The sequence below is a fragment of the Saccharothrix deserti genome, from assembly GCF_009769385.1.
GTDB classification, from domain to species: Bacteria; Actinomycetota; Actinomycetes; order Mycobacteriales; family Pseudonocardiaceae; genus Actinosynnema; species Actinosynnema deserti.
In genome coordinates, this window is record NZ_VKAB01000011.1 from 377,790 (window position 1) to 401,620 (window position 23,831).

Below are 23,831 nucleotides of genomic sequence, written 5' to 3' on the forward strand. Positions count from 1 at the left end.
TCGCATCGCCCGGTGGGCGGATTCGAGGTGGGCTGTGAACCGGAACGCGGTGCCGGTGGGCGCGGTGGTGATCGCGGCGGCGCTCGGGGTGGTGGGCAGCCTGGCGGCCAACACGGTGGACGTGAAGGCCGGTTGGTGGAAGCCGGTGCTCTGGTCGGCGGTCGGGTTGCTGGTGGCCGGCGCGGTCGCGCTGGAGGTGGTGCGGCTGCGGGCGCAGGACCCTCCGCCGGACGACCCTCCGCCGGATCAGCCGCCACCCGGGAGACGGTGGGTGAAGTGGTCCGCCGTGCTCACGTGGCGGCGACCACGGCCGCGGCTGGTGGCGGTGCTCGGGACCGCCGTCGTCGTCGTGCTCGCGGTGGCGCTGTGGCCGTGGGGCGGGGGAGGAGAAGGCGCGGCGCCGGCCACGGTCCCTATGGGACCGGTCGATCCCGCCACGGTCCCGGCGGGACCGGTCGATCCCGCCGCGGTGCGGTCGGTGGCGAAGCTGCACGCCGACAGCAGTGGAGTGCGGTCGGTGGCGTTCAGCCCGGACGGGAAGCGGATGGCCGCAGCCACCGTCGAGGGGCGCGTGGTGGTGTGGGACACCGAGACCCGGGTGCCGACAAGCACGATCACGACCGGTCTCGACGCCGTCGTGACGGCTGAGTTCAGCGCCGACGGCGCCACCATCGCCACCGCGGGCAAAGACGGCGCTCAGGCCGTGGTGCGGTTCTGGGACGCGCAGTCCGGCGGGGACCGCGGCCGGATCACCACCGCGGGCGAGGGGGCCACCCTGGACGTGGACTACTCACCCGACGGCAGGCTGCTCGCCACCGGGGACAGCACCGGGGCCGTCCGGTTCTGGGAGACCGGCGACCTCTCCGCCACCGGGGCGCCGATCGAGCTGGCCGCCGACGTCTTCGCGGTGGCGTTCAGCCGCGACAGCGGACTGCTGGCCGCGGGCGGGGGCGACGAGACGGGCGAGCTGGCGGTGTTCGACACGGGCACCCACCAACCGGTCGGCCCGACGAAGGACTTCCCCAGCCGCGTCACGTCCGTGTCGTTCAGCCCTGACGGCACCAGGATCGCGTTGGGCTGCCTCGACGGGGTCGTCCGCATGTTGCACGTTCCGGAGTGGACGGAGACGGCGTCGCTGACCACCGGCGGCCCTCGGCAGGTCCAGGCCGTGATCAACGCGGACGGTCGGACCGTGGCCGGCCACGTCGGTGCCGACATCCAGCTCTGGGACCTGACCTCCACCGACACCCTGGGCGCCCCGCTCGTGGGCCACGCCGCCGGCATCGGCGCCCTGGCGTTCAGCCCGGACGGTCGCCTGCTGATCACGGGTGACGAGGAGGGCTGGGTGCGGCTCTGGCAGCTCCGCTGACCGGTCGCGACGGCGACGAGCGGCATCAGCGGCTGGAGGCGCGGACCACCAGCTTGGTCGGCAGGAACGCGGGCTCCGGTTTCTCGCCGCCGTGCACCATGGTCAGCACGGCCCGCGCCGCGGCCACCCCGATGCCCGCCTTGTCCTGCGCCAGCGTGGTCAACGGCGGGTCGACCAGGGCGGCCAGCTCGATGTCGTCGAACCCCACCACGGCCAGTTCGTCCGGCACCCGCAGCCCGGCGTGGCGCGCGGCCAGCAGGGCACCCACGGCCATCTCGTCGCTCGCGCAGAACACCGCCGTCGGCGGCTCGGGCAGGGCGATCAGCGCCCGCATCGCCGCCTGGCCGCTCGGCCGGTAGAAATCGCCCTCCACGACGTACTCCGGCGGCACGCCCAGCCCCGCCTCCGCCATCGCGGTGCGGAAGCCCTCCAGCCGGTCCACGGCCGGGCGGTTGGCCCGCGGCCCGGTGATCGTGGCGATCCGGCGATGGCCCGCCGCGACGAGGTGCCGCACGGCCAGCGCCGCGCCGCCGACGTTGTCCGACGTCACGTACGTCGCCTGCGGCCCGTCGACGTCCACGTCCACCGCCACGCACGGCAGCCCCGACTGGGCGAACGCGGCGAACGCCGGGGCGTCCGACCCGCTGTCGATGAGCACCAGCCCGCCCAGGTGGTGCCGCCGGGTCATGTTCACGTACGCCACCGGGTCGGCCAACGACGCGCCGACCGCCCGCAGCGCCGCCGAACCGCTCGTGGCGAGCATCAGCAGGTGGTACCCGTGCGCGCTCAACGCCGACTTCAACCCGATCAGCAGCTCCTGCAGGTACGGGTGCCGCCAGCCCGGCCTGCGGTGGTCGGTGTCCCACACCAGGCCGATCAGCCCGGACCGCTTGGTGGCCAACGCGCGTGCCGACTCGTTGGGCCGGTAGTCCAGCTCGCGGGCCACCCGTTCCACCACTTCGCGCTTTTCCTTGCTGACTGTCAGCGGCTGGTTGAAAACGCGTGAAACGGTCGCCACGGACACGCCGCACAGCTGGGCGATCTCACGGATCGTGGTCATCTCCCGCCCTTTCTTTGTAACCGCTTACAGGCTCCCACGGAGTGTGCCCTGACCAGGGTTGACACGCTACCACCTGCGGAAACGTCGAACCCTTGGAACGGACAGGTTATCGCTTCGTTACTTGACGGTATCGCGGCCCACGGCTGTCATGTAAACCACACCGGCCGGGTGCCAGTCCCGGTCGAATTCGCCGGAAACCCCCGGATCGACCCCACGTGTATCCGGCGTGCCCGAAACAGCCGGCGTTGATGGAGAGGGAGAACCGCGAAATGAGACGAACCGGGACCGTGGTCGGCGTCGGCCTGCTGGCCGCGAGCCTGCTCGCCGGCTGCGGCAGCGGTGCGAGCGACGGCAAGACCAGGATCACGATCGGTCTGTTCGGCAACTTCGGCTACCAGCAGCTGTTCGAGGAGTACGAGAAGGCGCACCCGGACGTCGACATCACCGACCGCACCGCCTCCTACTCCGACCACCACAAGAACCTCGCCGCGCACCTGGCCACCAACAACGGCGCGGCCGACATCGAGGCCGTCGACGTCGGCTACATCAACCAGTTCAAGGCCAACCCCAACCAGTTCACCGAGCTCAAGTCCGATATCAAGGACCGCTGGCTGGACTGGAAGTGGGAAGCCTCGCTGTCCAAGGACGGCAAGCAGATCGGCTACGGCACCGACATCGGCGGCCTGGCCATCTGCTACCGGCGCGACCTGTTCGAGGCCGCCGGCCTGCCGAGCGACCGCGACCAGGTCTCCGCGCTGTGGCCGACGTGGGAGCAGTTCATGGCCACCGGCAAGCAGTTCGCGGCCAAGGCGCCCGCCGGCGCGAAGTTCTTCGACGGCGGCCCGACCGTGCTCAACGCGATCGTCGGCCAGGCGCCCACCGGCTACTACGACAAGTCCGACAAGATCGTCGTCGGCGACAACGCCGACATCAGGAAAGGCTGGGACCTCGTCGCGCAGGGCGTGGCCGATGGTCTGTCCGCCGGTCTGCTGCACAGCACCCCGCAGTGGAACACCGGCTTCAAGCAGGGCCAGTTCGCCACCCTCGCCTGCCCCGCCTGGATGATGGCCAAGATCAAGGACCAGGCGCCGGAAACCGCCGGCAAGTGGGACCTCGCGGCCGTGCCCGGCGGCGGCGGCAACTGGGGCGGCTCCTACCTGACCGTGCCCAAGCAGGGCAAGAACGTGGACAAGGCCGTCGAACTGGCCACCTGGCTCACCGCGCCCGAGCAGCAGGGCAAGGTCTTCGCCAACGCCGGCCTGCTGCCGTCCACGCCCTCGCTCTACAGCGAGCAGTCCGTGGCCACCAAGCAGGACGCGTTCTTCAACAACGCCCCCGTCGGCCGGGTGTTCACCGACGCCGCCCGCGCCCTCAAGCCGCAGTACCAGGGGCCGAAAGCCGGTGACGTGCAGACCGAGATGGGCAACGCCATGCAGCGCGTCGAACAGGGCAAGCAGGGCCCGGACGAGTCGTGGACGCAGTTCGTCCGCGACGTGACGAGATGAAGACGGACTGGCGCGAACGCCGCCACCGGTGGGACATCCGGTACGCGCCGTACGCCTACATCGCGCCGTACTTCCTGCTGTTCGCGGTGTTCGGCCTGTTCCCCCTGCTCTACACCGCGTGGGTGTCGATGCAGGAGCGCAACCTGATCGACGGCGACGCGGCCACGTTCGTCGGGCTCGACAACTACGTCGAACTGCTCACCGCGGACCCGTACTTCTGGAACGCGATGGGCAACACGCTGAGCCTGTGGCTGCTCACCACCGTCCCGCAGATCCTGTTCGCGCTCGGCATCGCGCAGCTGCTCAACCGGCGGCTGCGCGGCCGGACGTTCTTCCGGATGGGCGTGCTGCTGCCGAACATCACGTCGGTGGCGGCCGTGACGATCATCTTCGCGCAGCTGTTCGGCCGGGACTTCGGCCTGATCAACTGGGCGCTGGAGCTGTTCGGCGCGGGCCGGATCGACTGGCAGGCGGGCACCGCCAGCTCGCACACCGCCATCGCCGCGATGGTGGTGTGGCGCTGGACCGGCTACCACGCGTTGATCTTCCTGGCGTCCATGCAGGCCATCCCGACCAGCGTGTACGAGGCGGCCCGGCTGGACGGCGCGAACGGCTGGCAGCAGTTCTGGCGGATCACCGTCCCCATGCTGCGCCCGCAGATCATCTTCTCCACCGTGATCGCCACCGCGGGCAACATGCGGCTGCTGGCCGAGCCGCTGCTGTTCAACCCGGGCGCGGGCGCCGAGACCGGCGGCTCGGACCGGCAGTTCCAGACCGCCGCGCTCTACCTCTACGAGCACGGCTTCAAGAAGTTCGACTTCGGCTACGCGTCGGCCATCGCCTGGCTGCTGGTCATCGCGACGGTCCTCATCACCGGGCTGAGCTACCTGGCCGCCCGCCGCATCCGGACCGACTGAAAGGGCTGGACAAGATGACCAGCGTGCTCGAACGGCCGGCTCCGGTCGCCTCACCACCCCCCAAGCGGCGGCGGGCGTTGCGGCTGCCCGGACCGTGGACCTACGCGGCGCTGATCGCGGTGCTCGCCGGGTCCGCGTTCCCGGTGTACTGGTCGCTCGTCGTGTCCTCGCAGACACCGGACAAGGTGACCAGCGTGCCACCCGTGCTGGTGCCGGGTGGCAACCTGTTCGCCAACATCTCACGGGTGTTCGACCAGACGGACTTCGCGCTGGCGATGATGAACTCGCTGATCGTGTCGGGGACCATCACCGTCTCGGTGGTGTTCTTCTCCACCCTGGCGGGCTTCGCCTTCGCCAAGCTGAGGTTCCGCGGCCGGTCGGCGCTCATGCTGCTCGTCGTCGCCACCCAGGCCGTGCCCACCGAGCTCGGCGTCATCCCGCTGTACATGATGATGAGCGACCTCGGCTGGGCGAGCGAGATCCACGCGGTGATCGTGCCCGGCCTGGTCACCGCGTTCGGCGTGTTCTTCATGCGCCAGTACTTCGAACGCGCCGTGCCCGACGAGCTGCTGGAAGCCGGCCGGATGGACGGGTGCAGCTCCCTGCGCCTGTACTGGCACGTGGTCCTGCCCGCCGCCCGCCCGGCCGCCGCCGTGCTCGGCCTGTTCACGTTCATGCAGGCGTGGAACGACTTCTTCTGGCCGCTGGTCGTGCTGACCCCCGAGAACCCCACCGTGCAGTACGCGCTGAACACCTTGGCCAGCGGCTACACCACCGACTACACCCTCGTGCTCACCGCGGCGACGATCGGCACCGTGCCGGTGCTCGCGGTCTTCCTCCTGTTCGGCCGCCAGATCGTCGGCGGGATAATGCAAGGAGCGCTCAAAGGATGATCTTCCCCCAAGGATTCCGCTGGGGCGTCGCCACTTCGGCCTACCAGATCGAAGGGGCCGTGGACGCCGACGGGAGAGGCCCGTCGATCTGGGACGCGTTCGGCGCGGTGCCGGGTGCGATCGCGGGCGGCGACACCGGGGCCGTGGCGTGCGACCACTACCACCGGATGCCGGAGGACGTGGCGCTGCTCGGCGAGCTCGGCGTGGACGCGTACCGGTTCTCGGTGTCCTGGTCGCGTGTCCTGCCGACGGGCGCGGGCCGGGTCGAACAGCGCGGCCTCGACTTCTACCGCAGGCTGGTGGACGGGTTGCTGGAACGGGGTATCGAGCCGTTCCTGACCTTGTACCACTGGGACCTGCCGCAGGCGTTGGAGGAACTGGGCGGCTGGCGGTCGCGTGACACCGCTGCGCGGTTCGCCGAGTACGCCGTGGTCGTGCACGACGCGTTGGGCGATCGGGTGTCGAAGTGGACGACGTTCAACGAGCCGTACGTGTCCTCGATCGTCGGCTACGGCGAGGGCAGGCACGCACCCGGAGCGCGGGAGGGCCACGGCTCGCTCGCCGCCGCGCATCACCTGATGGTGGCGCACGGGCTCGCGGTGCAGGCCATGCGCGGCACGTCCGGTCACGAGTTCGGGATCGTGCTCAACCAGTCGCCGTCCACGCCGGTCACCTCGTCGGAAGCTGATGTCGCAGCGGCCCGCAGGCACGACCTGCTGCTGCGCCGCCAGTTCACCGACCCGCTGTTCGCCGGGCGCTACCCGGAGGACTACGAGGAGACGTTCGCGGGCGTCACCGACCTGTCGTTCCGGCAGGACGGCGACCTGGAGCTGATCTCCACGCCGCTGGACTACGTGGGCATCAACTACTACTACCGCCAGCACGTCGCCGACGCACCGCACCGCGACCCGGACCCGGCCACCCGCACGTCGATCGACATCGGCATCGACACCACCCGGTTGCCGGACGTGCCGCGCACCGCGATGAACTGGCCGGTCGAGCCGGCCGGGCTGACCGAGACGCTGGTGGGGCTGAAGGAGCGGTACCCGGACCTGCCGCCGGTGTACGTCACCGAGAACGGGTGCGTGTACCCGGACAACCCCGGGTTCGTAGACCAGGAGCGCATCGACTACCTGCGCAGTCACCTCGCGGCGGCGCGTGACGCGATCACCGCCGGCGTGGACCTGCGCGGCTACTTCGTCTGGTCGTTCCTGGACAACTTCGAGTGGGCGCACGGCTACAAGCACCGGTTCGGCCTGGTCCACGTGGACTACGACACGTTGGTCCGCACACCGCGGGCGAGCTTCCACTGGTACCGCGACCTGGTCGCCGAGCAGCGAGGCTCTATCTGATTGCCCCTGCTCCGCAGATGGCAGGCGAGGTCGCGGGCCACCGTCGTACGGAGGTGTGTCCGTGCGACGGTGGCGACCGGCTCACCAGGACGGCCACGGGTTCGGCGTGCACGACTTGCCGTCCGGCGTGACCACGACACCCTGGTCGCTGCCCGTGGTGATCGACGCGAGCCCGTCGTTGTCGACGCTCAGCGTCTGCTGCATCATCACCGGCGCCGGGGCGCCGTCCTGCGGGCACACCTCGTGGCCGAGGCCGAGGAAGTGCCCGACCTCGTGGTTGACCGCGTAGATCCGGTAACCCCGCAGGTCGTCGCCGTACGTGTGCGCGCCACGGAACCAGCGCGCCGTGCTCAGGTAGACGATCGGCCCCACCCGGCACGACGTGTCGTAGGGCAGTTCGAAGCCGCACAACGCCCGCGCGGTCTGCTGGGACGTCAACCTGATCCGCAGTTCCGGTTCCACGCCGCCACCGACCCGGCGGAACGCGTACCGGCCGGCCCACCCGCGCGGGTGCCTCAACGCGTGGTCGACCACGGCGGCGAACGAGTTGTCGCCGTGCGGCAGCACCACCCCGTCCTCGACCTCGACCGTGTAGGTGATGCCGGTCGTGGCACCGGCCGATGCCGGAACGACCCGCCACGTGCCCGTGCCGTGCTGCGGGAACGCCGGGCCGGGCGGCAGGTCCGCGCCGGACCGGAAGGTGTCGAGCGGCGGCGCGCCCGCCTTCGAAGTCGGTGTCGGCGTCGAAGTCGGTGTGGTCGAAGTCGGGATCGGTGCGGCGGGCACCGCACCGGCGGCCGGCCACGTCACGGTGGTGGGCGACGCCATCCCGAAGTCCAACGCCACCACCGTCGTCGCGGCCAGGCACACCCCCGCCAGGTAGAGCGCCAGTGGAACCGACCTCATGCGGGCTCCAGGCCGGCCGAGCCGTAGGTGCAGGCCGCGTTCCACAGCAGGAACGACGGGGCTCCCGCGTCCGCCGAAGCCACCACCTGCGCCTTCACCTCACCCGGACCGTAGGCGTGGCCCAACGAGAACGCCTGGAGCCACGGGATGACCGTCGCGCCGGTGCCCTGGGTCAGCCGGACGAAGTCCGCGACCGACGCCTTCACGATCTCGTACGGCCGGGCGTTCGGGTTGTCCACGCCGTACTCGCCGGAACCCCAGTGCGACGGGTAGACCATCGGCGCGACGTAGTCGACGTGGGCGGAGATGGCCGGGATGTCCTGCGCTACGTCGTGCCCGCTGTGCGCGGCGATGCCGAACACCGACGCGCCCAGGTACGCGCCGAGCGGGCGGACGGCGGCCCGGTTGTCCCTGAGGAAGTCCACTATGGACTGCTCGGGGGTCGTGGTCAGGCCGGGGAACACCATCTGCCCGATCGGGCCGTCCGGCCGGCGCACGTAGTCGTAGAGGATGTCGTCGAAGCCGAGGGCCGCGGCCTCCTTGGCGATCGCGATGTTGTACTCGCGGACCTCGGGGTTGGCGAAGTTGGTGAACGCGTACTGGCCGTAGTGCGCCGACCAGGGCGCGCCCCACGCGTTCTGCGACACCCGGTCGCGCGCGCCCGACTCCCACGACGCCTTGCCCAGCACCGGGTCGCGGAACGCCACCAGCCTGCCGACCACCCGCAACCCGAGCCCGTGCAGCTCGTCGAGCACCGCGCGGGCGTCGTAGTAGTTGCGGTTCGCGCCGATCTGCCTGGCCAACGGCACCTGCGAGTCGTAGCCGATCTCGCCGCTCTCGTCCTTGATGTCGAGTTGCACGGTGTCGATCCGGCCCTCGCGCGCCAACGCCAGCACGGGATCGCGCAGCGACGCGGTCGCCCACGCGGCGGCGCTCATGTGCACCCCGCGCATCCCGGGGTGGGTGATCTTGACCGGGAGGTCGTGGTGCCGCGCGTTGCCCGCGGCGTCGTTCGCCTGGACCCTGACCATCGTGGGCACCGACGCCAGCGAAGCCTCGAACCGGCCGTCCCGGACCGGCACCCGCTGATCGCCGATCAGCACCGAGTCCGCGCCGTCCGCGCTGCCCCGCACGGTCACCGGGCCGCGCGGCGATTTCGCCTCGACCACGTCCACGTCCAGCGCGGGCGGTGTGGCGTCGACGGTGAACTCGCGTCGCACCTCCGCGTCGGGCAGCCACGGCAGCGGGTTGTCCGCGCGCACGGAAAGAGTGTGCTTGCCCTCGGCGAGCTTCACCCCGGTCAACGTCATGCGACCGTCGGCGCGTCGCGCCTTCACCGGCTGTCCGTCCACGTGCACGGTGACACGATCGAGCTCACGCGGGTCCGCGGTGGTGATGGACACGCGTTCGACACCCGAAGGTGTGACAAAGGTTCCATCGGTCAGGTCAGTGACGGCGAGACCGATGGCACGGCTGTGCACGATCGTCGTGACGACCCCCGCGATCAGCAGCAGTACGACCACACCGACCACCGGTATCAGCACGCGCTTCATCTTCCGCGGCGAAAACTTCGCGGTCGAACCCCGTGGGGCCGAATGCGACATCGGGCGACTCCGATCTGGCTCGGCATCAGCTACCAGCGACTAACCCTGCTGACGGCCGCCAAACCAAAGGTCATCCGATGGGGTGTACCCCGGTTGTTCCCGGGCGATCAAGCGCAACCATCCACAGGTGAACACCATGTCGCCGAGACCGGTCCCGGTCGTCGTGGCGCTCGTCGCCGCCCTGTGCTGCGCGTGTGCCGTCGAACCCGTCGTGGACTCGCCCGAACAGGCCGCGGCCATGCCGCCGGCGCCGCAATCCCCTTCCGCCGCTTCGTCCTCCGCGCCACCCGATCCGGCGGCGGTCCGGGCCAACGAACTGGGGCAGGTCCCGATCCTGATGTACCACCGGCTGGTCGATCAGCCCACGTCGGTCTACGACCGGACACCGGCGGCGTTCCGGGCCGAACTGGAACGGCTGGCCGGCGAGGGGTACGTGCCGGTGACGACCACCGAGTACGCGACCGGCCGCATCGACATCCCGGCGGGCGCGCACCCCGTGGTGCTCACCTTCGACGACGGCGACGCGACGCAGTTCGCGCTCGGTCCCGACGGGCAGCCCGTGCCCGGCACCGCGATCGCGATCCTGCTCGACGTCGCCGCGCGGCACCCCGGTTTCCGGCCGGTGGCGAGCCTGTACGTCAACGCGGCGCCGTTCGGGTCGACGGACGGTGCGGCGTTGCGGTGGCTGCGCGATCACGGCTTCGAGATCGGCAACCACACGTTGGACCACACCAACCTCGGCACGGCGACCGACGGGCAGGTGCAGGAGGCGATCGCGTCGGGTCAGCGGGAGATCCAGCGGGCCGTGCCGGACTACCGGGTGTCGAGCCTCGCGCTGCCGTTCGGCGCGGTGCCGGGGAACGCCACGCTCGCGCAGCGCGGAGCCTTCGACGGCGTGTCGTACGACTACGTGTGCGTGCTGATGGTCGGCGCGGGACCGGCGCCGTCACCGTACGCGGCGGAGTTCGACCCGCTGAGCACGCCGCGCATCCGGTCGCAGGACGCGACCGGTGAGGACGCGCGTTACGGCTCGACGGTGTGGCTCGACCAGCTGGCCGCCGCGCCGGACCGGCGCTACACGTCCGACGGCGTGGTCGAGCGGATCTCGTACCCGACGTCGGCGGGCGCGCCGGCCCGGCACTTCGCGGACCGGGCCTTCGGCTACTGATCGGCTATTGATCGGCGTTTCAGGCGGTGGCGCGGGCTTGGTTGCGCAGGGCGACCGCGGCCCGTTCCAGGCTGCCCAGCACGCCCGACGGCAGCTCGTGGTGACGTCCCACGACCTCCTGCACCATGACCTGCATCGGCGCGGACTCCTCGGCCTCGACCACCGCGAGCACCTTGAACGCCGTGCCCGGCGGGAACACCACCCGCTCCTGGATCACGCTGCCGAACGAGTCGACCACCGACACCCGTCGTCCGGTCACCGACCACATCAGGAACTCGACCCGACCGTCGATCGGCATGGTCGGCCCGGCCACCGTGTTGAGCAGGCCGTGTTCCACCAGCACGTCGCCTGTGCGGTACCGGCGCGCCTCGCCCCAGCACACCGTCACGCCCTGGTGCGCCGGCAGCCGGCGCAGCCCCGACACGACCGACGCCGCGTACGGCCACAGCCGGCCCAGCTTCCCGGTGCGCAGGGCCTCGACCAGGATCTCCTCGTCGTGCTGGAGACACGCCGACACCGCCGCGAGGTCCGTCACCACCGCTTCGAACGCCTCCGGGTCGTCCGGGCGTTCCACGATGTGCCGGCACGCCACCGCGGCGTGCTCGCCGTAGCGCTCGCCGAGCATCCGGCGCAGCGCGTCGCGCTCCTGCTCGGTGCTGCGGTGGTCCACCGGCACGATCTCCTCGCCGACCTGCTCACCCCACGCGGGCGCGGGGGAGTCGGGCAGCGGACCGTCCACGCTCAGCGGCACCGGTTCGTTCGCCACCACGGGCGGCGGCTCCTCCTCGGCCACCGGCGGCCGCGGCATCGGCGCCGGGTCGCAGAACACGACCTTCAGCAGCCGGCGGACCTCCGGCTCCAGCCGTTCGACCAGGGACGCGCCCGCCACCGCGACCGCGCCCGCCGTCGTGCGGCCGGGCGTGCCGACGGTCAGGCGGGCCCACTCCGGGTCGACCGGCAGGGACCGCACCTCGGGGCCGTTGTCCTCCGCGTCACGCACCCACAGCCCGGACGGCACGACCTCCAGCACCACGCCGCCGCCCAGGTCGAAGATGCCGGGACCGCGTTCCACCAGGCCCGGCACCGGCACCCGGTAGCCCGAGACGACCGGAACGCCTGCCGGCGCGTACCGCACCTCGGTGACGTACGGCCGCCACGTCTGCTGCCCGCGCGGGTTGACCGCCACCACGGCAGCGCCGTTGCGCAGTGATCCCACCGGCAGGCCGGTGTAGAGCGAGATCGGCTCGCCGAGCTGGTCGGCCACCGCCTGCGCCTGGTGCTCGCCGCCGTACCAGACCAGCCGCACGCGCGACCGTGCCGCCGACGGCAGGCCGCCGAGCAGTCGGCACACCTCTTCGGTCGGGATCGCCTGCTGACCGGGTCCGCCGATCACGACGGTCAGCACGTTGTCGCGGCACGGCAGCCCCACGACCGCCCGCGCGTCCGGCGCCTGGGGGTCGAACCGGTCGCGCTGCGCCCGCAGCCACAGACCGGCCGGGATGGGCTCCGAGATGCCGACCTCGCCGGTCGGCCACGGGGTGTTCGGGTCGACGGCCTCCCAGTTCGGCACCGGGAACCGCCTGCCCATGGGCGACGGCGAGGCGCCCGGCAGGAACCGCAGCCAGCACCCGTACCCGCCGTTGCCGACGACGAACGCCGCGCCCGGCACCGTGGTCACCGCACCGTCCGGCGCCACCACCTCGGCCTGCAACTGCTCGGTGAGCCACTGCGCGGGGGCGGTGGGGCGCATCGTGCCGGAGTGCGAGGTCATCAGCCGGACCGGCCCTCTGCCCTGCAACGCGGCGGCCACGACCGGCCAGAACGACGTCTCGTCGCCGTTGGGCGGGTCGATCACCACCACCGTGCGGCCGCGGTCGACCGGCAGGCTCCGTCCCAGCGCGACCGCCGCCGGGGTGGCCCCTCCGGGCGGCCCGATCACCAGTGTCGCGCCCGCGAACGAGGCCGAGAACTGGGTGGGCGCGGGTGCGGGTGCGGGCGGTGGGGGTGAGGGCATGGGCTCTCGCTCGGCCACGGGCTCCACCAGCGGGGCACGCTCCTTCGGTGCGGCACGTCGGAACATCAAGGCGCCCGATCACCTCCAGCCACGACAGTGCGGGAATGCCAGCACCCTACCCGGACGGCGTCCGGGTAGGGGTGGCCGCATCGCACCACCCTCGTCCACTGTGGACCGGACGACCGCACCCACCAGCGCGCCGAACGCCACGTGGTCGGCCCACTGGGCCGCCCGGTCCAGCTCCCGGACCGCCGGGAACCCCGGCCCACCACCTCCAGGTCGATGACCGCGATCACCAGCCCCGCGACCGCGCCCCCGCGTGCGTCCAGCGGCCACCGCCGACTGACCAGGGTCAACACGGCGGTCCAGAAGGCCGAGACCAAGAGGTGGGCCACAGCGCCCCTGACCACTCCGGTCCCACCCGACAACGACGCCGCCGCCCGGGGCGAGCGCAGAACGTCGCGACCCGTAAACACTGCGTGAAGAGTCGACGGCAACCCGCTCAGGACTGCGGCGACCATCCAAGCTCGCACCCACCGTGCCGCCGTCTGCTGCTCAGGGTGACAACGGGGCCTGCTCTTCCGCATACCCGCATGATGCGCCGATCCGGTGCGGCCGGTAACGACAGGCGTGGACCGGGCGAGCGGAGGGTATGGACAGCACGAGGCGGGGGTCCGGGCGGGGAACGGCAGCGAGATACCGGTTCCGCGTTCGAACTTGTGTTCGAGTATGGCAAGATCGCCGGTGAACCACCGAACCACGTGGTCGACGGTCCCCGGACACCGGGCTGCGCAAGATCGCAGGCCCGCCTCGGTTACCGTGAACCGCTCGACGCACGCCACGACCTGGGGAGAACGACCCGGTGACCGCTGAGATCCTGTACGGGGCCGACGACCTGACCCACCTCGAGGGTCTCGAGGCGGTTCGCAAGCGCCCCGGCATGTACATCGGGTCCACCGACAGCAGGGGCATCAACCACCTGTTCTCCGAGGTGGTCGACAACTCCACCGACGAGGGCGTGGCCGGTCACGCCACCAAGATCGTCGTCACCCTGCACGCGGACGGCAGCGTCCAGGTGGACGACGACGGCCGCGGCATCCCCACCGGCACCCACGCCAAGTCCGGCCTGTCCGGCGTCGAACTGGTGCTCACCCGGTTGCACGCCGGCGGCAAGTTCGGCGGCTCCGGCTACAAGACCTCCGGCGGCCTGCACGGCGTCGGCGCATCCGCGGTCAACGCGCTGTCCCACCGCTTCGACGTCGTCGTCCGCCGCGAGGGCAAGACGCACGAGATGTCGTTCGCGCACGGCGTCCCCGGCGTGTTCGACGGCCCCGGTCCCAAGGCCGCCTTCACCCGCCAGTCCGGCCTGCGCGTCACCGGCCGCACCAAGCGCACCGGCACGTCCATCCGCTACTGGTACGACGCCCGCTACTTCGAGAACGGCGCCGCGCTCGACGTCGAGGCGGTCCGCACGAAGCTGCGCAACACCGCGTTCCTCGTCCCCGGCGTGACCTACGTCCTGCGCGTCGCCACCGACAGCGCGATCGGCGAGGAGACGTTCCACTACCCGGGCGGCCTGGTCGACATGGTCGACTACCTCGCGCCCGCGAGCGACAAGCCGGTCTCCGGCACGCTGCTCATCACCGGCACCGGCATCTACCACGAGAACGCGGCCGACGAGAACGGCGTCATGCGGTCCAAGGTCGAACGCCAGGCCGAGGTCGAGATCGCGTTGCGCTGGGGCACCGGCTACGAGCGCACCGTGGAGTGCTTCACCAACACCATCCGCAACGTGCACGGCGGCACCCACCGCAAGGGCTTCGAACGCGCCGTCCTCAAGGCCGTCCAGGACGCGATCGGCAAGACCAGGGGCCTGCTCAAGCCCAAGGAAGACCCGCCGACACTCGACGACGTGCTCGAAGGCATGACCGCCGTCGTCCACGTCCGCATCCCCGAACCGCAGTTCACCTCGCAGACCAAGGACGAGCTGTCCACCGCGGGCATCACCAAGGTCGCGTCCGCGATCGTCGACAAGCACATCAAGACCTGGACCGAGGACCGCCGCACCAAGTCCGAGGCCAAGGTCGTCCTGCAGAAGGTCGTCGACGCCGCCCGCGTCCGCCTGACCCAGAAGCAGCAGAAGGACGCCGCGCGCCGCAAGACGGCCCTCGAAGGCGCCGCGATGCCCGCGAAACTGGTCGACTGCCGCACCACCGGCGTCGCCCGCAGCGAGCTCTTCCTCGTGGAAGGCGACAGCGCCCTCGGCTCGGCGCGCATGGCCCGCGTGTCCGAGTACCAGGCGCTGCTCCCGTTGCGCGGCAAGATCCTCAACGTGCAGAAGGCCAGCCTGGCCGACACCCTCCGCAACGCCGAGATCGCCAGCATCGTGCAGGTCCTCGGCGCGGGCACCGGGCGGACGTTCGACCTCACCACCATGCGCTACGGCCGGGTCATCCTGATGGCCGACGCGGACGTGGACGGGTCGCACATCCGGACCCTGCTGATCACCCTGTTCGCCAAGTACATGCGGCCGGTGATCGAGGACGGCCGGCTGTACGCCGCCATGCCGCCGTTGCACAAGGTCGTGACCAAAGGCCGCAACGCGGAGACCCACTTCACCTTCAGCCAGCGCGAGATGGAGCAGAAGGTCGCCAAGCTGGAGAAAGCGGGCAAGACGGTGATCAAGCCGGTGCCCCGGTTCAAGGGCCTCGGCGAGATGGACGCGGACGAGTTGTGGGAGACCACGATGAACCCCGCCACCCGCTCGGTGCGCCGCATCACCATGCACGACGCGGAAGCCGCGGAAGCCGCGCTGGAACTGCTGATGGGCGAGAAGGTCGAGCCGCGCCGGGCGTGGCTCGTCGAGTCGGCCGCCCGGGTCGACCAGTCCGCGATCGACGTCTGACACGCCTGACACGAGGGAACACGACCGACCATGGCACGCCGCAAGACCCCCACGACCAGGGTCGACCCATCCGCCTTCGACCGCGCGGGCGCCCAGGTCTTCGACAACTCGCTGACCACCGAGATCGAGGACTCCTACCTGGAGTACGCCTACTCGGTGATCCACTCCCGCGCCCTGCCCGACGCGCGGGACGGCCTCAAGCCGGTGCACCGCCGCATCCTGTTCTCGATGAACGAACAGGGCTACCGCCCGACCAGCGCGTACGTGAAGTCGTCCCGCGTGGTCGGCGACTGCTTCGTGCGCGGCGCGCTCGTGTCCACGCCCGAGGGTTTGCGGCCGATCGAGGAGATCGAGATCGGCGACCACGTCCTGGACGGGCGGGGCGAGCCTGTCGCGGTCAACGCCGTCTACGAGAACCCGGTGTCGGAGCTGGTCCGCGTCACCTGGTCGGACGGCCACTCGATGCTGGTCACGCCCGGCCAGCGGTTCCGCACCCGGGACGACTCCGCCGACTCGACCGGGTCCAGCGACGACTGGACCGACGCACGCGACCTGGTCGGCGCGCGCACGGTCGGTTTCGGCGCCGAACGACACGCGAACCTGCTCGCCGACGGCGACGCGACCGGCTTCGTGCTCGGCCTGGTGGCCGCCTGCGGTGACGTGCTCGCCGACGGGCGGGTGCGGCTGGAACTGGCCGACGTCGACCCGATCGACATCGCGCACGGCTGGGCCATCACGCACGACGTGACCGTGTCGCGCGACAAGATCCAGACGAACGAGCGCGAGCGGCACACCCTCACCTTCGCCCGCCACCCGCAGCTGGAGGCGGCGACGTCCGGCCGGCTGCACGCGGTGCTGCGCGACCGCTCCGCGTGGACGCCGTTCCTCGCGGGCCTGTTCATCGCCTCCGGTTTCGTCCGCCACGGCCGCGAGATCGTCATCCCCGGCGGCGAACCCGAGTACGCGCTGCTCGCCGACGCGGGCATCCGCGCCCGACGCGACGCGACCAGCCTCACGATCACCGGCCGCGACGCCGCCGCGCTCGCCGTGGCACTGCTGCGCTGGACCGGCGTCGGCCCCCGCCAGGACGGCCTGGTCCAGGCGATCCGCAACGCCAGGCACGCCGTCGACAAGCCGTTCCCGCACGTCGTGTCGGTGGAGCCGGCCGCGCCGGACACGACGTACGACATCCAGGTCGCCACCGAAGAGCACGCGTTCGTGGTGAGCGGCTTCGTCGTGCACAACTGCATGGGCAAGTACCACCCGCACGGCGACACCGCGATCTACGACGCGATGGTCCGCCTGGCCCAGGACTTCTCCCTCAACACCCCGCTGGTCGACGGGCACGGCAACTTCGGAAGCCCAGACGACGGACCGGCAGCGTCCCGCTACTGTGTCGTCGGCGATACTCGAATTCGGCTCGCAGACGGCACCAGTCCGCGTATCGCCGATTTGGTGAACCTCTCGGCCGATTCTGAAGCTGACGCGGATTTCGAAGTTCTGGACAAGGACGGCAAGGCTGTCCGGATCAACAAGGTATTCAACTCCGGTATTCATCCCACAATCCGCATGACGACGAAGTCGGGCTTCTCGTTGCGCGGCAGCGAGAACCACCTCGTGCTTTGCTTGGAAGCCCCGATGGGGGTGCCGTTGTTCCAGTGGCGGCGACTGGATGAACTCCAGCCCGGCGCGGTCGTGGCGGTCGCACGGAACGCCTGGTCGCAGGTCGTGCCCACGGCACAGGAGTACATGCTCGGAGTCCTGGGCGGCGCATGGGTGTCCGAAGGATTCGCCAGCGAGAACCGAGCGGGCTTCAACAACACCGACGAGCACTTCTTTACCGAAGTGCTGCACGCTTACGACCAGGTGGTCGGAGGCAAGCGCTATGTGTCGGAGCGGCATACCCGTCGAGACCGCAAGCTGATCCGCGAAATCGACATCCAGGACTACGCCGGTGGCATGGAGGCCTTCCGGAACAGTCCGCTCGCGGAGTTCATCGGTCACCAGGCGCGTGACAAATTCGTTCCTGAGTTCGTCTGGAACGGCGGCTGGGGTGTCAAGCGCGCGTTCCTGATGGCGGCGTTCGAGGGTGACGGCGGTTGCCGCGAGGCCTACAACAGCTTCACGATCCAGTACACGACCTACAGTTCCCGGCTGGCCTCGCAGATGCAGGAGTTGCTGGCTGAATTCGGCGTGATCGCTGTTCAACGCCAGTACCGGCGTCCGAACGGATCGTTGGAATACCGCTTGGTCGTGTCCGGCCTCCGGAATGTCCGGGCCTTCGCGGAACGAGTCGGATTCCTGAGGACCAAGCAGGCGACGCTGAGCACCTTGCTCCGCCGTTCCCCGCTGCGGGCGCACCGTCTGAGCTCGGACAGCGTGCCGTTCGTCGCGGACTACGTGCGCGGGGCGTTGGACTTCGATCGGCGTGGCAGTGGCCGCAAGTGGCTGACGCAACACAACTTCGATCGCGTCGAACGGTGGGAGACCGAGCGCCTGCGGATCATCGACCGGATCAAGGACACCGAGATCCTGGCGACGATCCTGCCGATCATGGACTCGGGTTACCGCTTCGAGGCGGTGACCGAGGTCGAGGCGTGCGAGCCGGCTGAGGTCTACTCGGTGCGAGTCGAGTCCGAGGACCACTCGTTCCTGGCCGGTGGGTTCGTCAACCACAACACCGAGGCTCGGATGTCGCCCGCCGCGATGTTGCTGGTCGGTGAGTTGGACGAGGAGACCGTCGACTTCCGGCCCAACTACGACGGGTCGTTGCAAGAGCCGACGGTGCTGCCCGCCGCGTTCCCGAACCTGCTGGTCAACGGCACGTCGGGGATCGCGGTCGGGATGGCGACGAACATGATCCCGCACAACCTGGGTGAGGTCGTGGCGGCGGCGCGGTATCTGGTGACGCATCCGGACGCGACGTTGGACAAGTTGATGGAGTTCATCCCGGGGCCGGACCTGCCGACCGGTGGGGTGCTGCTCGGGTTGGACGAGGTGCGCAAGGCGTACGAGACCGGGCGCGGTGTGGTGCGGATGCGGGCCAAGGTGGAGACCGGGTTGCTGGAGGGCAGTCGGGGTCGGCAGGCGATCACGGTCACCGAGCTGCCGTACGGGGTCGGCCCGGAGAAGATCATCGAGAAGATCACCGACGAGGTGACCAAGTCGAAGCGGCTGACCGGCATCTCGGACGTGAAGGACCTGACCGACCGCGAGAACGGCACCCGCGTGGTGATCGAGTGCAAGGTCGGCGTGAACCCGCAGGCGTTGCTGGCCGATCTCTACCGGCTCACGCCGATGGAGCAGTCGTTCGGCATCAACAACCTGGTGCTGGTGGAGGGCCAGCCCCGCACGCTGGGGTTGAAGGCGCTGCTGGAGGTGTTCCTCAAACACCGGTACGAGGTCGTCACCCGGCGCACCCGGTACCGGCGGCGCAAGCGGGAGGACCGGCTGCACCTGGTCGAGGGCCTGCTCAAGGCTTTGCTCGACATCGACAAGGTGATCAAGCTGATCCGCGGCAGCGAGAACGCCGCCGCCGCGAAGGAGGGCCTGGTCAAGACGTTCAAGCTCTCCGAGATCCAGGCGACCTACATCCTCGACACGCCGTTGCGCCGGCTGACCCGCTACGACTCGTTGGAGTTGGAGGCGGAGCAGGAGAAGCTGCGCGGTGAGATCGCCGAGCTGAGCAAGATCCTGGACGACCCGCAGGTGTTGAAGAAGGTGGTGTCGACGGAGTTGGCGAAGGTGGCCAAGGACCTCCAGCAGGACCGCCGCACGACGCTGCTCGACGGTGACCTGAAGGAGGTGCTGGCGGCGTCGAAGCCGGCCGGGCCGCTGGAGGTCGCCGACGACCCGTGCCAGGTGGTGTTGTCCGCGACGGGGCTGGTGGCGCGGACGGCCGCCGAGTCGGAGGAGGCTTCGGAGGCGCGTCGGCGCAACGGTCGGACGAAGCACGACGCGGTGGCGGCCACCGTGCACACGACGGCGCGCGGTCAGGTGCTGTTGGTGACGAACCGCGGTCGGGCGTTCAAGACGGACGTGTTGCCGTTGCCGGTGTTGCCGGAGCAGAGCGGCACGGTGTCGTTGAGCGGTGGCATGGCGGCCAGTGAGCTGGTCGGCCTGGAGGCCGGTGAGAAGGTCGTGGGCATCGCGCCGTTGACCGACACGGATTCGCCGGGTCTGGCGTTGGGCACGAGGTCGGGCACGGTGAAGGTGTGCTCGCCGGAGTGGCCGGTGCGGTCGGACGAGTTCGAGGTGATCACCCTCAAGGAGGGTGACGAGGTCGTCGGTGCGACCTGGTTGACCAGTGCCGACGAGACGTTGGTGTTCGTGACGTCGGAGGCGTCGCTGTTGCGGTACTCCGCGTTGTTGGTCCGCCCGCAGGGCCTCAGGGGCGGTGGTATGGCGGGCATCAACGTCGGGTCGGACGCGTGGGTGGTGTTCTTCGGGGCGGTGCGCACGGACGACGACGAGCACGGTGAGCCGATGGTGGTCACGTCGACCGGGCAGAGCGTGAAGGTGACGCCGTTCTCCACGTACCCGGCGAAGGGGCGCGCGACGGGTGGTGTGCGGGCGCACCGGTTCCTCAAGGGTGAGACGGCGTTGGCGTTGGCCTGGGTGGGGCCGCGGCCGGCGGGTGCGGCGGCCAACGGGTCGCCGGTCGAGTTGCCCGCGCCGGACGAGCGGCGGGACGGTTCCGGTCACGCCCATCCCGGTCCGGACGTGGTGGGTCACGTGATCGAGCGCGACTGACAATCGTTTTCGATAAGCTTGGCGGTATGACACAGCTGAGCCGTGCGGACGCCGAGGAACTGCGGCGGAGTTGGGATGTGCGGCAGGAGCCGTTCCTGCCGCACCGGGACGAGGCGTTCGCCGTGCTGGCGGACGCCGCCACCGGACGTCGGGCGCTCGACCTCGCGGGCGGCACCGGGACGATCGCGTCGCGGCTGGTGAACGCCGAGGTCACGCTGCTCGACGTCGACCCGGTGCTGCTGGCGGTCGCCCGTGTCGCGTTGGGTGACCGGGTCGAGGTGGTGGCGGCCGACCTCGGTGCGCCGGGGTGGGGTGTCGGGCTGGAGTTCGACGCCGTGGTGGCCGGCACCGCGTTGCACTGCTTCGGGCCGGGCCGGCTGCGGGCGCTGTACGCGGAGATCCACGCCGTGCTCGCGCCCGGTGGTGTGTTCGCCAACGCCGACCGGATGCCCGAGGGCGGGCCCGTGGCGTCGGGTGACGACGGCCTGGCCGGTTGGCACGAGTGGTGGGCGAAGGCGCTCGCGCACCCGGCGTTGGCCGAAGCCGCGCGGGGCCGGGTGGACGGCGGGTCGGCCGACTTCTACCCGCCCGCGTCCTGGCACCTGGAAGCCCTGCGCGCGGCGGGTTTCGACGAGGTCGAGGTCCGGTGGAGGCGGGAAGGCACGGCCGTGGTCGTCGCCCGTCGGACCCGCTGACGAACGACCGCTGTCCGTGGCGGGGTCGGGGCGTGATCAACCCGGAGCGAAGAGCGCGCGGACGGGCCGGTCGCGGCTAGCTGTAGAACCGGCGCAACTCCGGCCACACCCGCGACCACACGACCGGATCGCACACGGCGATCTCCGTGCCGTCCTCCTCGTTCTCCACGGCCGCCTCGTGCGCCATGGCCACCCGGCAGCCGGTGAACACGGGACTCCGCCCGCCCACCACGACGACGGGCCCGGTCGCGGTGTCCGGTGGCGGGCCCCAGTCGGCATAGGACATGTGGCCGGAGAACGGCCGGGGCAGCCCGAATTCCGGTCCGTACCGCTCGATCGCGCCCGCCTGCCCGTAGTTGCGGGTGAAGATCACCGCGTCCGGGCCTGCCTGCGACCAGACCCGCGCCACCGACCCGGTGAACTCACGCCACCCGACCTGCTCGCCCTGTTCCGGGTTCACCGCCAGCATCGGCCCGAGCGCGCTCGTCGGCAGCGCAGGCAGTCCGATGACCACGGACATCACCGCACCCACCACCACACCGGTCGACGCCCACGCCCGGTGCCGCAGGGCCCACCGCCACGCCGGCCCCGCACCCGCCGCGACCAGCAGCACGAGCAGCGGCATCGTGTAGTACGGCTTGCCGCCCAACGCCACCGTCACCACGCACAGCACCGGGTACGCCAACGCGATCGACCGGAACCGCCCGTCCCGCCACAGCGCCAGGAACCCGGCGACCCACACCGGCACGAGCACGGGGGAGAGGTACACCAACTGCATCGGCACGAACAGCGCCCGGTTCTCGCCGCCGTCCACGTCGCTGATCCCGCGGGCCACCGTCACCAGCGGGAAACCGTGCGCGGCCTGCCACACCAGGACCGGCGCGGCGACCACCACCGCGACCGCGACACCCGCCGGCAGCCACCAACTCCGCAGCACCGCACGGGGACCGACCGCCACCAGGCTCGCACCCAGGGCCAGCACCAGCAGCGGAACCAGCCACTTGTTCGTCAACGCGACCCCGACCGCCGCGCCGATCGCGACCCACCACCGGCCGTCACCGGTGCGCAGCAACCGGATCGCGAACAACCCGATCACCGTCCACAGCAGCAGGTCCACCGTCGCCGTGGACAGCATGTGCGTCACGCCCAGCACGAACCCGGACAACGCCGTCGCCACCGCGGCCGGCACCTGCGCGCCACGTCCGCCGCCGAACTCCCGCGCGGCCAACGCGACCACCACCACGGTCGCCGCACCGAGCAGCGTCGCGGCGATCCGCAGGGTGAACGGCGAGTCGCCGAACGAGAACAGCCGCGCCAGCAGCGGCGTCAACGGCGGCTGGTCGACGTAACCCCAGTCGAGCCGCTGCCCGGCGGCCCGGAAGTACAGCTCGTCCCGGTGGAACCCGTACCGGCCGGACAACGCGGTGAGCACCACCACCTGCACCGCGACGACGATCCCGACTTCACGCACGGCGAACCGGGGCGGCACGGCGAGCCGGGACATCAGACCTCCCGCTGCCGGCCGAGGAACACCGGACCGTAGCGCTCCACGTTCGCGTTGGGGTGCAGGATCGCGTGCAGGTTCAGCGCGTGCACGTCCCGTTGGATGCGGTGCAGCGCCGGGCCGTCCGCGCCGAGGACGTCGACCGCGTCCCTGGCCCGCAGGCACGCCTCGCCGAGGTCCCGGCGCACCCGGGCGCGGTCCTCGGTCGTCCACTCCTCGCCGCCGGACGCCTTGTGGTCGACCGCGGTCGCGGTGCGGCGGGCGTGGAACTCGGCCTCGTCGGCGAGCACCGTCGCCTCCCTGATCCGCAACGGGAACGCGGACGTGCGCGCCCCGAACGCCTCCACCGCCGCACGCGCCAGGCCGGCGGCGGGAGCGCTGACCGTGGCGCAGGCCGCGGGCATGAACGGCGCGCGGAACATCGGCGCGGTGGCGTCCGGGTGGGCCCGGAGCACCGGCGCCAGGCGCAGCACCCGTTCCGCCGGCACGAAGACGTCCTTCGCCACCGTGGTCACGCTGCCCGTCGCACGCAGACCGGTGGTGTGCCAGTCGTCCACGACCTCCAGGTCCACCAACGGCATCGCCAACGCCACCGGCACCCGGTCCGGCGCCAGGAGGGCGGCGTTGGTGGTCCAGTGGCTCTGCGGCGCGCCCGTGGTGAACGCCCACCGCCCGTTGACCAGCACCCCGCCGGCGACCGGCTCGGCCGTCGCGGTGGGACTGAGGATGCCGGTGACCCGCACGTCCGGTTTGGCGAAGACCTCGCGCCGCACGGCGTCCGGGAACTGGCCGACCACCCACGTGGAGATCGCCCAGACCGCCGCCGTCCACGCCGCCGACCCGTCGCCGCGGGCCAGTTCGGCGATCACCTCGACCACCGTGGTCAGATCGGCCTCGTGTCCGCCGTGCTCGGCGGGGACGCGTAAGCGCAGCACACCCGCTTCAGCCATCGCCTCCAACGCGCTCTCGTGCAGTCTGCGGTTCTCGTCTCCCCAGGCGGCGTGGGCGCGCAGGACCGGGACGATCTCCGCGGCGCGCCGGACCAGCTCGTGCACCGTGCCTCCCCCGTAGGCGACCCGTGACACACACCTTGGCGTGGTCCGCGCCACCAGACAACAGCGGAATAGCCGAAGACGCGGTACCGTTGGGCAAGATAGTTGAAAGTGCAACTACCTGGATTGAGGAGT

Annotated in this window: 14 protein-coding genes and 3 pseudogenes; 11 read left to right on the plus strand and 6 right to left on the minus strand. The window is 70.8% G+C overall.

The features are described from left to right. Positions 1 to 34 precede the first annotated feature (34 nt). Complete coding sequence (locus FM051_RS21275; RefSeq protein ID WP_158846035.1) at positions 35 to 1,369, plus strand: WD40 repeat domain-containing protein; 1,335 nt, start codon at positions 35 to 37, stop codon at positions 1,367 to 1,369. Between the two features lie 25 nt (positions 1,370 to 1,394). On the opposite strand, the gene FM051_RS21280 is transcribed toward FM051_RS21275, so the two are convergent. Continuing rightward, on the minus strand, positions 1,395 to 2,429 hold the full coding sequence (locus tag FM051_RS21280; protein WP_158846037.1) for a LacI family DNA-binding transcriptional regulator: 1,035 nt from the start codon (positions 2,427 to 2,429) through the stop codon (positions 1,395 to 1,397). Between the two features lie 269 nt (positions 2,430 to 2,698). Between FM051_RS21280 and FM051_RS21285 the strand changes: the two genes are divergently transcribed. Genes FM051_RS21285 through FM051_RS21300 form a run of 4 tightly spaced genes read left to right on the plus strand, consistent with a single transcriptional unit; the run spans position 2,699 to position 7,096 of the window. Continuing rightward, complete coding sequence (locus FM051_RS21285) at positions 2,699 to 3,934, plus strand: ABC transporter substrate-binding protein (RefSeq protein ID WP_158846039.1); 1,236 nt, start codon at positions 2,699 to 2,701, stop codon at positions 3,932 to 3,934. After that, positions 3,931 to 4,851, plus strand: coding sequence for a carbohydrate ABC transporter permease (locus tag FM051_RS21290; RefSeq protein WP_158846042.1), 921 nt, complete (start codon positions 3,931 to 3,933; stop codon positions 4,849 to 4,851). Before FM051_RS21285 ends, FM051_RS21290 begins: the two co-directional genes overlap by 4 nt. Positions 4,852 to 4,865: 14 nt before the next feature. Next, positions 4,866 to 5,744: a carbohydrate ABC transporter permease gene (locus FM051_RS21295; RefSeq protein ID WP_158846044.1), complete on the plus strand. Its 879-nt coding sequence runs from the start codon at positions 4,866 to 4,868 to the stop codon at positions 5,742 to 5,744. Then, a complete protein-coding gene (locus FM051_RS21300; RefSeq protein WP_158846045.1) occupies positions 5,741 to 7,096 on the plus strand; it encodes a GH1 family beta-glucosidase in 1,356 nt (451 codons plus the stop codon). Before FM051_RS21295 ends, FM051_RS21300 begins: the two co-directional genes overlap by 4 nt. An 81-nt stretch (positions 7,097 to 7,177) precedes the next feature. Here FM051_RS21300 and FM051_RS21305 read toward each other — a convergent pair whose 3' ends face one another. Continuing rightward, the gene (locus tag FM051_RS21305; RefSeq protein WP_158846046.1) at positions 7,178 to 8,002 is read right to left on the minus strand and encodes a DUF3152 domain-containing protein; all 825 of its coding nucleotides are present in this window, start codon (positions 8,000 to 8,002) and stop codon (positions 7,178 to 7,180) included. Further along, the gene (locus FM051_RS21310) at positions 7,999 to 9,555 is read right to left on the minus strand and encodes a putative glycoside hydrolase (protein WP_158846047.1); all 1,557 of its coding nucleotides are present in this window, start codon (positions 9,553 to 9,555) and stop codon (positions 7,999 to 8,001) included. The genes FM051_RS21305 and FM051_RS21310 overlap by 4 nt, the downstream gene beginning before the upstream one ends. Before the next feature lie 187 nt (positions 9,556 to 9,742). Between FM051_RS21310 and FM051_RS21315 the strand changes: the two genes are divergently transcribed. Beyond that, on the plus strand, positions 9,743 to 10,774 hold the full coding sequence (locus FM051_RS21315) for a polysaccharide deacetylase family protein (protein WP_158846048.1): 1,032 nt from the start codon (positions 9,743 to 9,745) through the stop codon (positions 10,772 to 10,774). 19 nt (positions 10,775 to 10,793) lie between these two features. Here the strand turns inward: FM051_RS21315 and FM051_RS21320 are convergent, their stop codons facing one another. Continuing rightward, the gene (locus FM051_RS21320) at positions 10,794 to 12,806 is read right to left on the minus strand and encodes a hypothetical protein (protein WP_238412541.1); all 2,013 of its coding nucleotides are present in this window, start codon (positions 12,804 to 12,806) and stop codon (positions 10,794 to 10,796) included. An 844-nt stretch (positions 12,807 to 13,650) separates the two neighbouring features. On the opposite strand from FM051_RS21320, the gene FM051_RS21325 reads away from it, so the two are divergent. The 5 genes and pseudogenes from FM051_RS21325 to FM051_RS21335 all read left to right on the plus strand — a co-directional run bounded on the left by FM051_RS21325 (position 13,651) and on the right by FM051_RS21335 (position 21,140). Then, the gene (locus tag FM051_RS21325; protein WP_158846049.1) at positions 13,651 to 15,693 is read left to right on the plus strand and encodes a DNA gyrase/topoisomerase IV subunit B; all 2,043 of its coding nucleotides are present in this window, start codon (positions 13,651 to 13,653) and stop codon (positions 15,691 to 15,693) included. A 30-nt stretch (positions 15,694 to 15,723) separates the two neighbouring features. Next, positions 15,724 to 17,304: pseudogene (locus FM051_RS53710) on the plus strand (DNA gyrase subunit A); the annotation flags it as partial. Positions 17,305 to 17,760: 456 nt separating this feature from the next. Continuing rightward, a pseudogene (locus tag FM051_RS54005) lies at positions 17,761 to 17,979 on the plus strand (LAGLIDADG family homing endonuclease); the annotation flags it as partial. 390 nt (positions 17,980 to 18,369) lie between these two features. After that, positions 18,370 to 20,445: pseudogene (locus tag FM051_RS53720) on the plus strand (DNA gyrase subunit A); the annotation flags it as partial. Between the two features lie 26 nt (positions 20,446 to 20,471). Beyond that, positions 20,472 to 21,140: a class I SAM-dependent methyltransferase gene (locus FM051_RS21335; protein ID WP_158846051.1), complete on the plus strand. Its 669-nt coding sequence runs from the start codon at positions 20,472 to 20,474 to the stop codon at positions 21,138 to 21,140. A gap of 76 nt (positions 21,141 to 21,216) precedes the next feature. Here the strand turns inward: FM051_RS21335 and FM051_RS21340 are convergent, their stop codons facing one another. Next, entirely contained in the window at positions 21,217 to 22,644 is a 1,428-nt protein-coding gene (locus FM051_RS21340) for a glycosyltransferase family 39 protein (RefSeq protein ID WP_158846053.1), read from the minus strand. Further along, positions 22,644 to 23,699 carry an acyl-CoA dehydrogenase family protein gene (locus tag FM051_RS21345; RefSeq protein ID WP_238412542.1) on the minus strand — a complete coding sequence of 352 codons (1,056 nt, stop codon included), beginning with the start codon at positions 23,697 to 23,699 and terminating at the stop codon, positions 22,644 to 22,646. Before FM051_RS21345 ends, FM051_RS21340 begins: the two co-directional genes overlap by 1 nt. Between the last annotated feature and the right edge of the window lie 132 nt (positions 23,700 to 23,831).

Bases quoted from the DNA above. Each gene is read 5' to 3' on its own strand.
- FM051_RS21300 (WP_158846045.1), top strand. From the start codon at position 5,741: ATGATCTTCCCCCAAGGATTCCGCTGGGGCGTCGCCACTTCGGCCTAC.
- FM051_RS21290 (WP_158846042.1), top strand. From the start codon at position 3,931: ATGAAGACGGACTGGCGCGAACGCCGCCACCGGTGGGACATCCGGTAC.
- FM051_RS21315 (WP_158846048.1), top strand. From the start codon at position 9,743: ATGTCGCCGAGACCGGTCCCGGTCGTCGTGGCGCTCGTCGCCGCCCTG.
- FM051_RS21305 (WP_158846046.1), bottom strand. From the start codon at position 8,002: ATGAGGTCGGTTCCACTGGCGCTCTACCTGGCGGGGGTGTGCCTGGCC.
- FM051_RS21295 (WP_158846044.1), top strand. From the start codon at position 4,866: ATGACCAGCGTGCTCGAACGGCCGGCTCCGGTCGCCTCACCACCCCCC.
- FM051_RS21285 (WP_158846039.1), top strand. From the start codon at position 2,699: ATGAGACGAACCGGGACCGTGGTCGGCGTCGGCCTGCTGGCCGCGAGC.
- FM051_RS21280 (WP_158846037.1), bottom strand. From the start codon at position 2,429: ATGACCACGATCCGTGAGATCGCCCAGCTGTGCGGCGTGTCCGTGGCG.
- FM051_RS21340 (WP_158846053.1), bottom strand. From the start codon at position 22,644: ATGTCCCGGCTCGCCGTGCCGCCCCGGTTCGCCGTGCGTGAAGTCGGG.
- FM051_RS21310 (WP_158846047.1), bottom strand. From the start codon at position 9,555: ATGAAGCGCGTGCTGATACCGGTGGTCGGTGTGGTCGTACTGCTGCTG.
- FM051_RS21335 (WP_158846051.1), top strand. From the start codon at position 20,472: ATGACACAGCTGAGCCGTGCGGACGCCGAGGAACTGCGGCGGAGTTGG.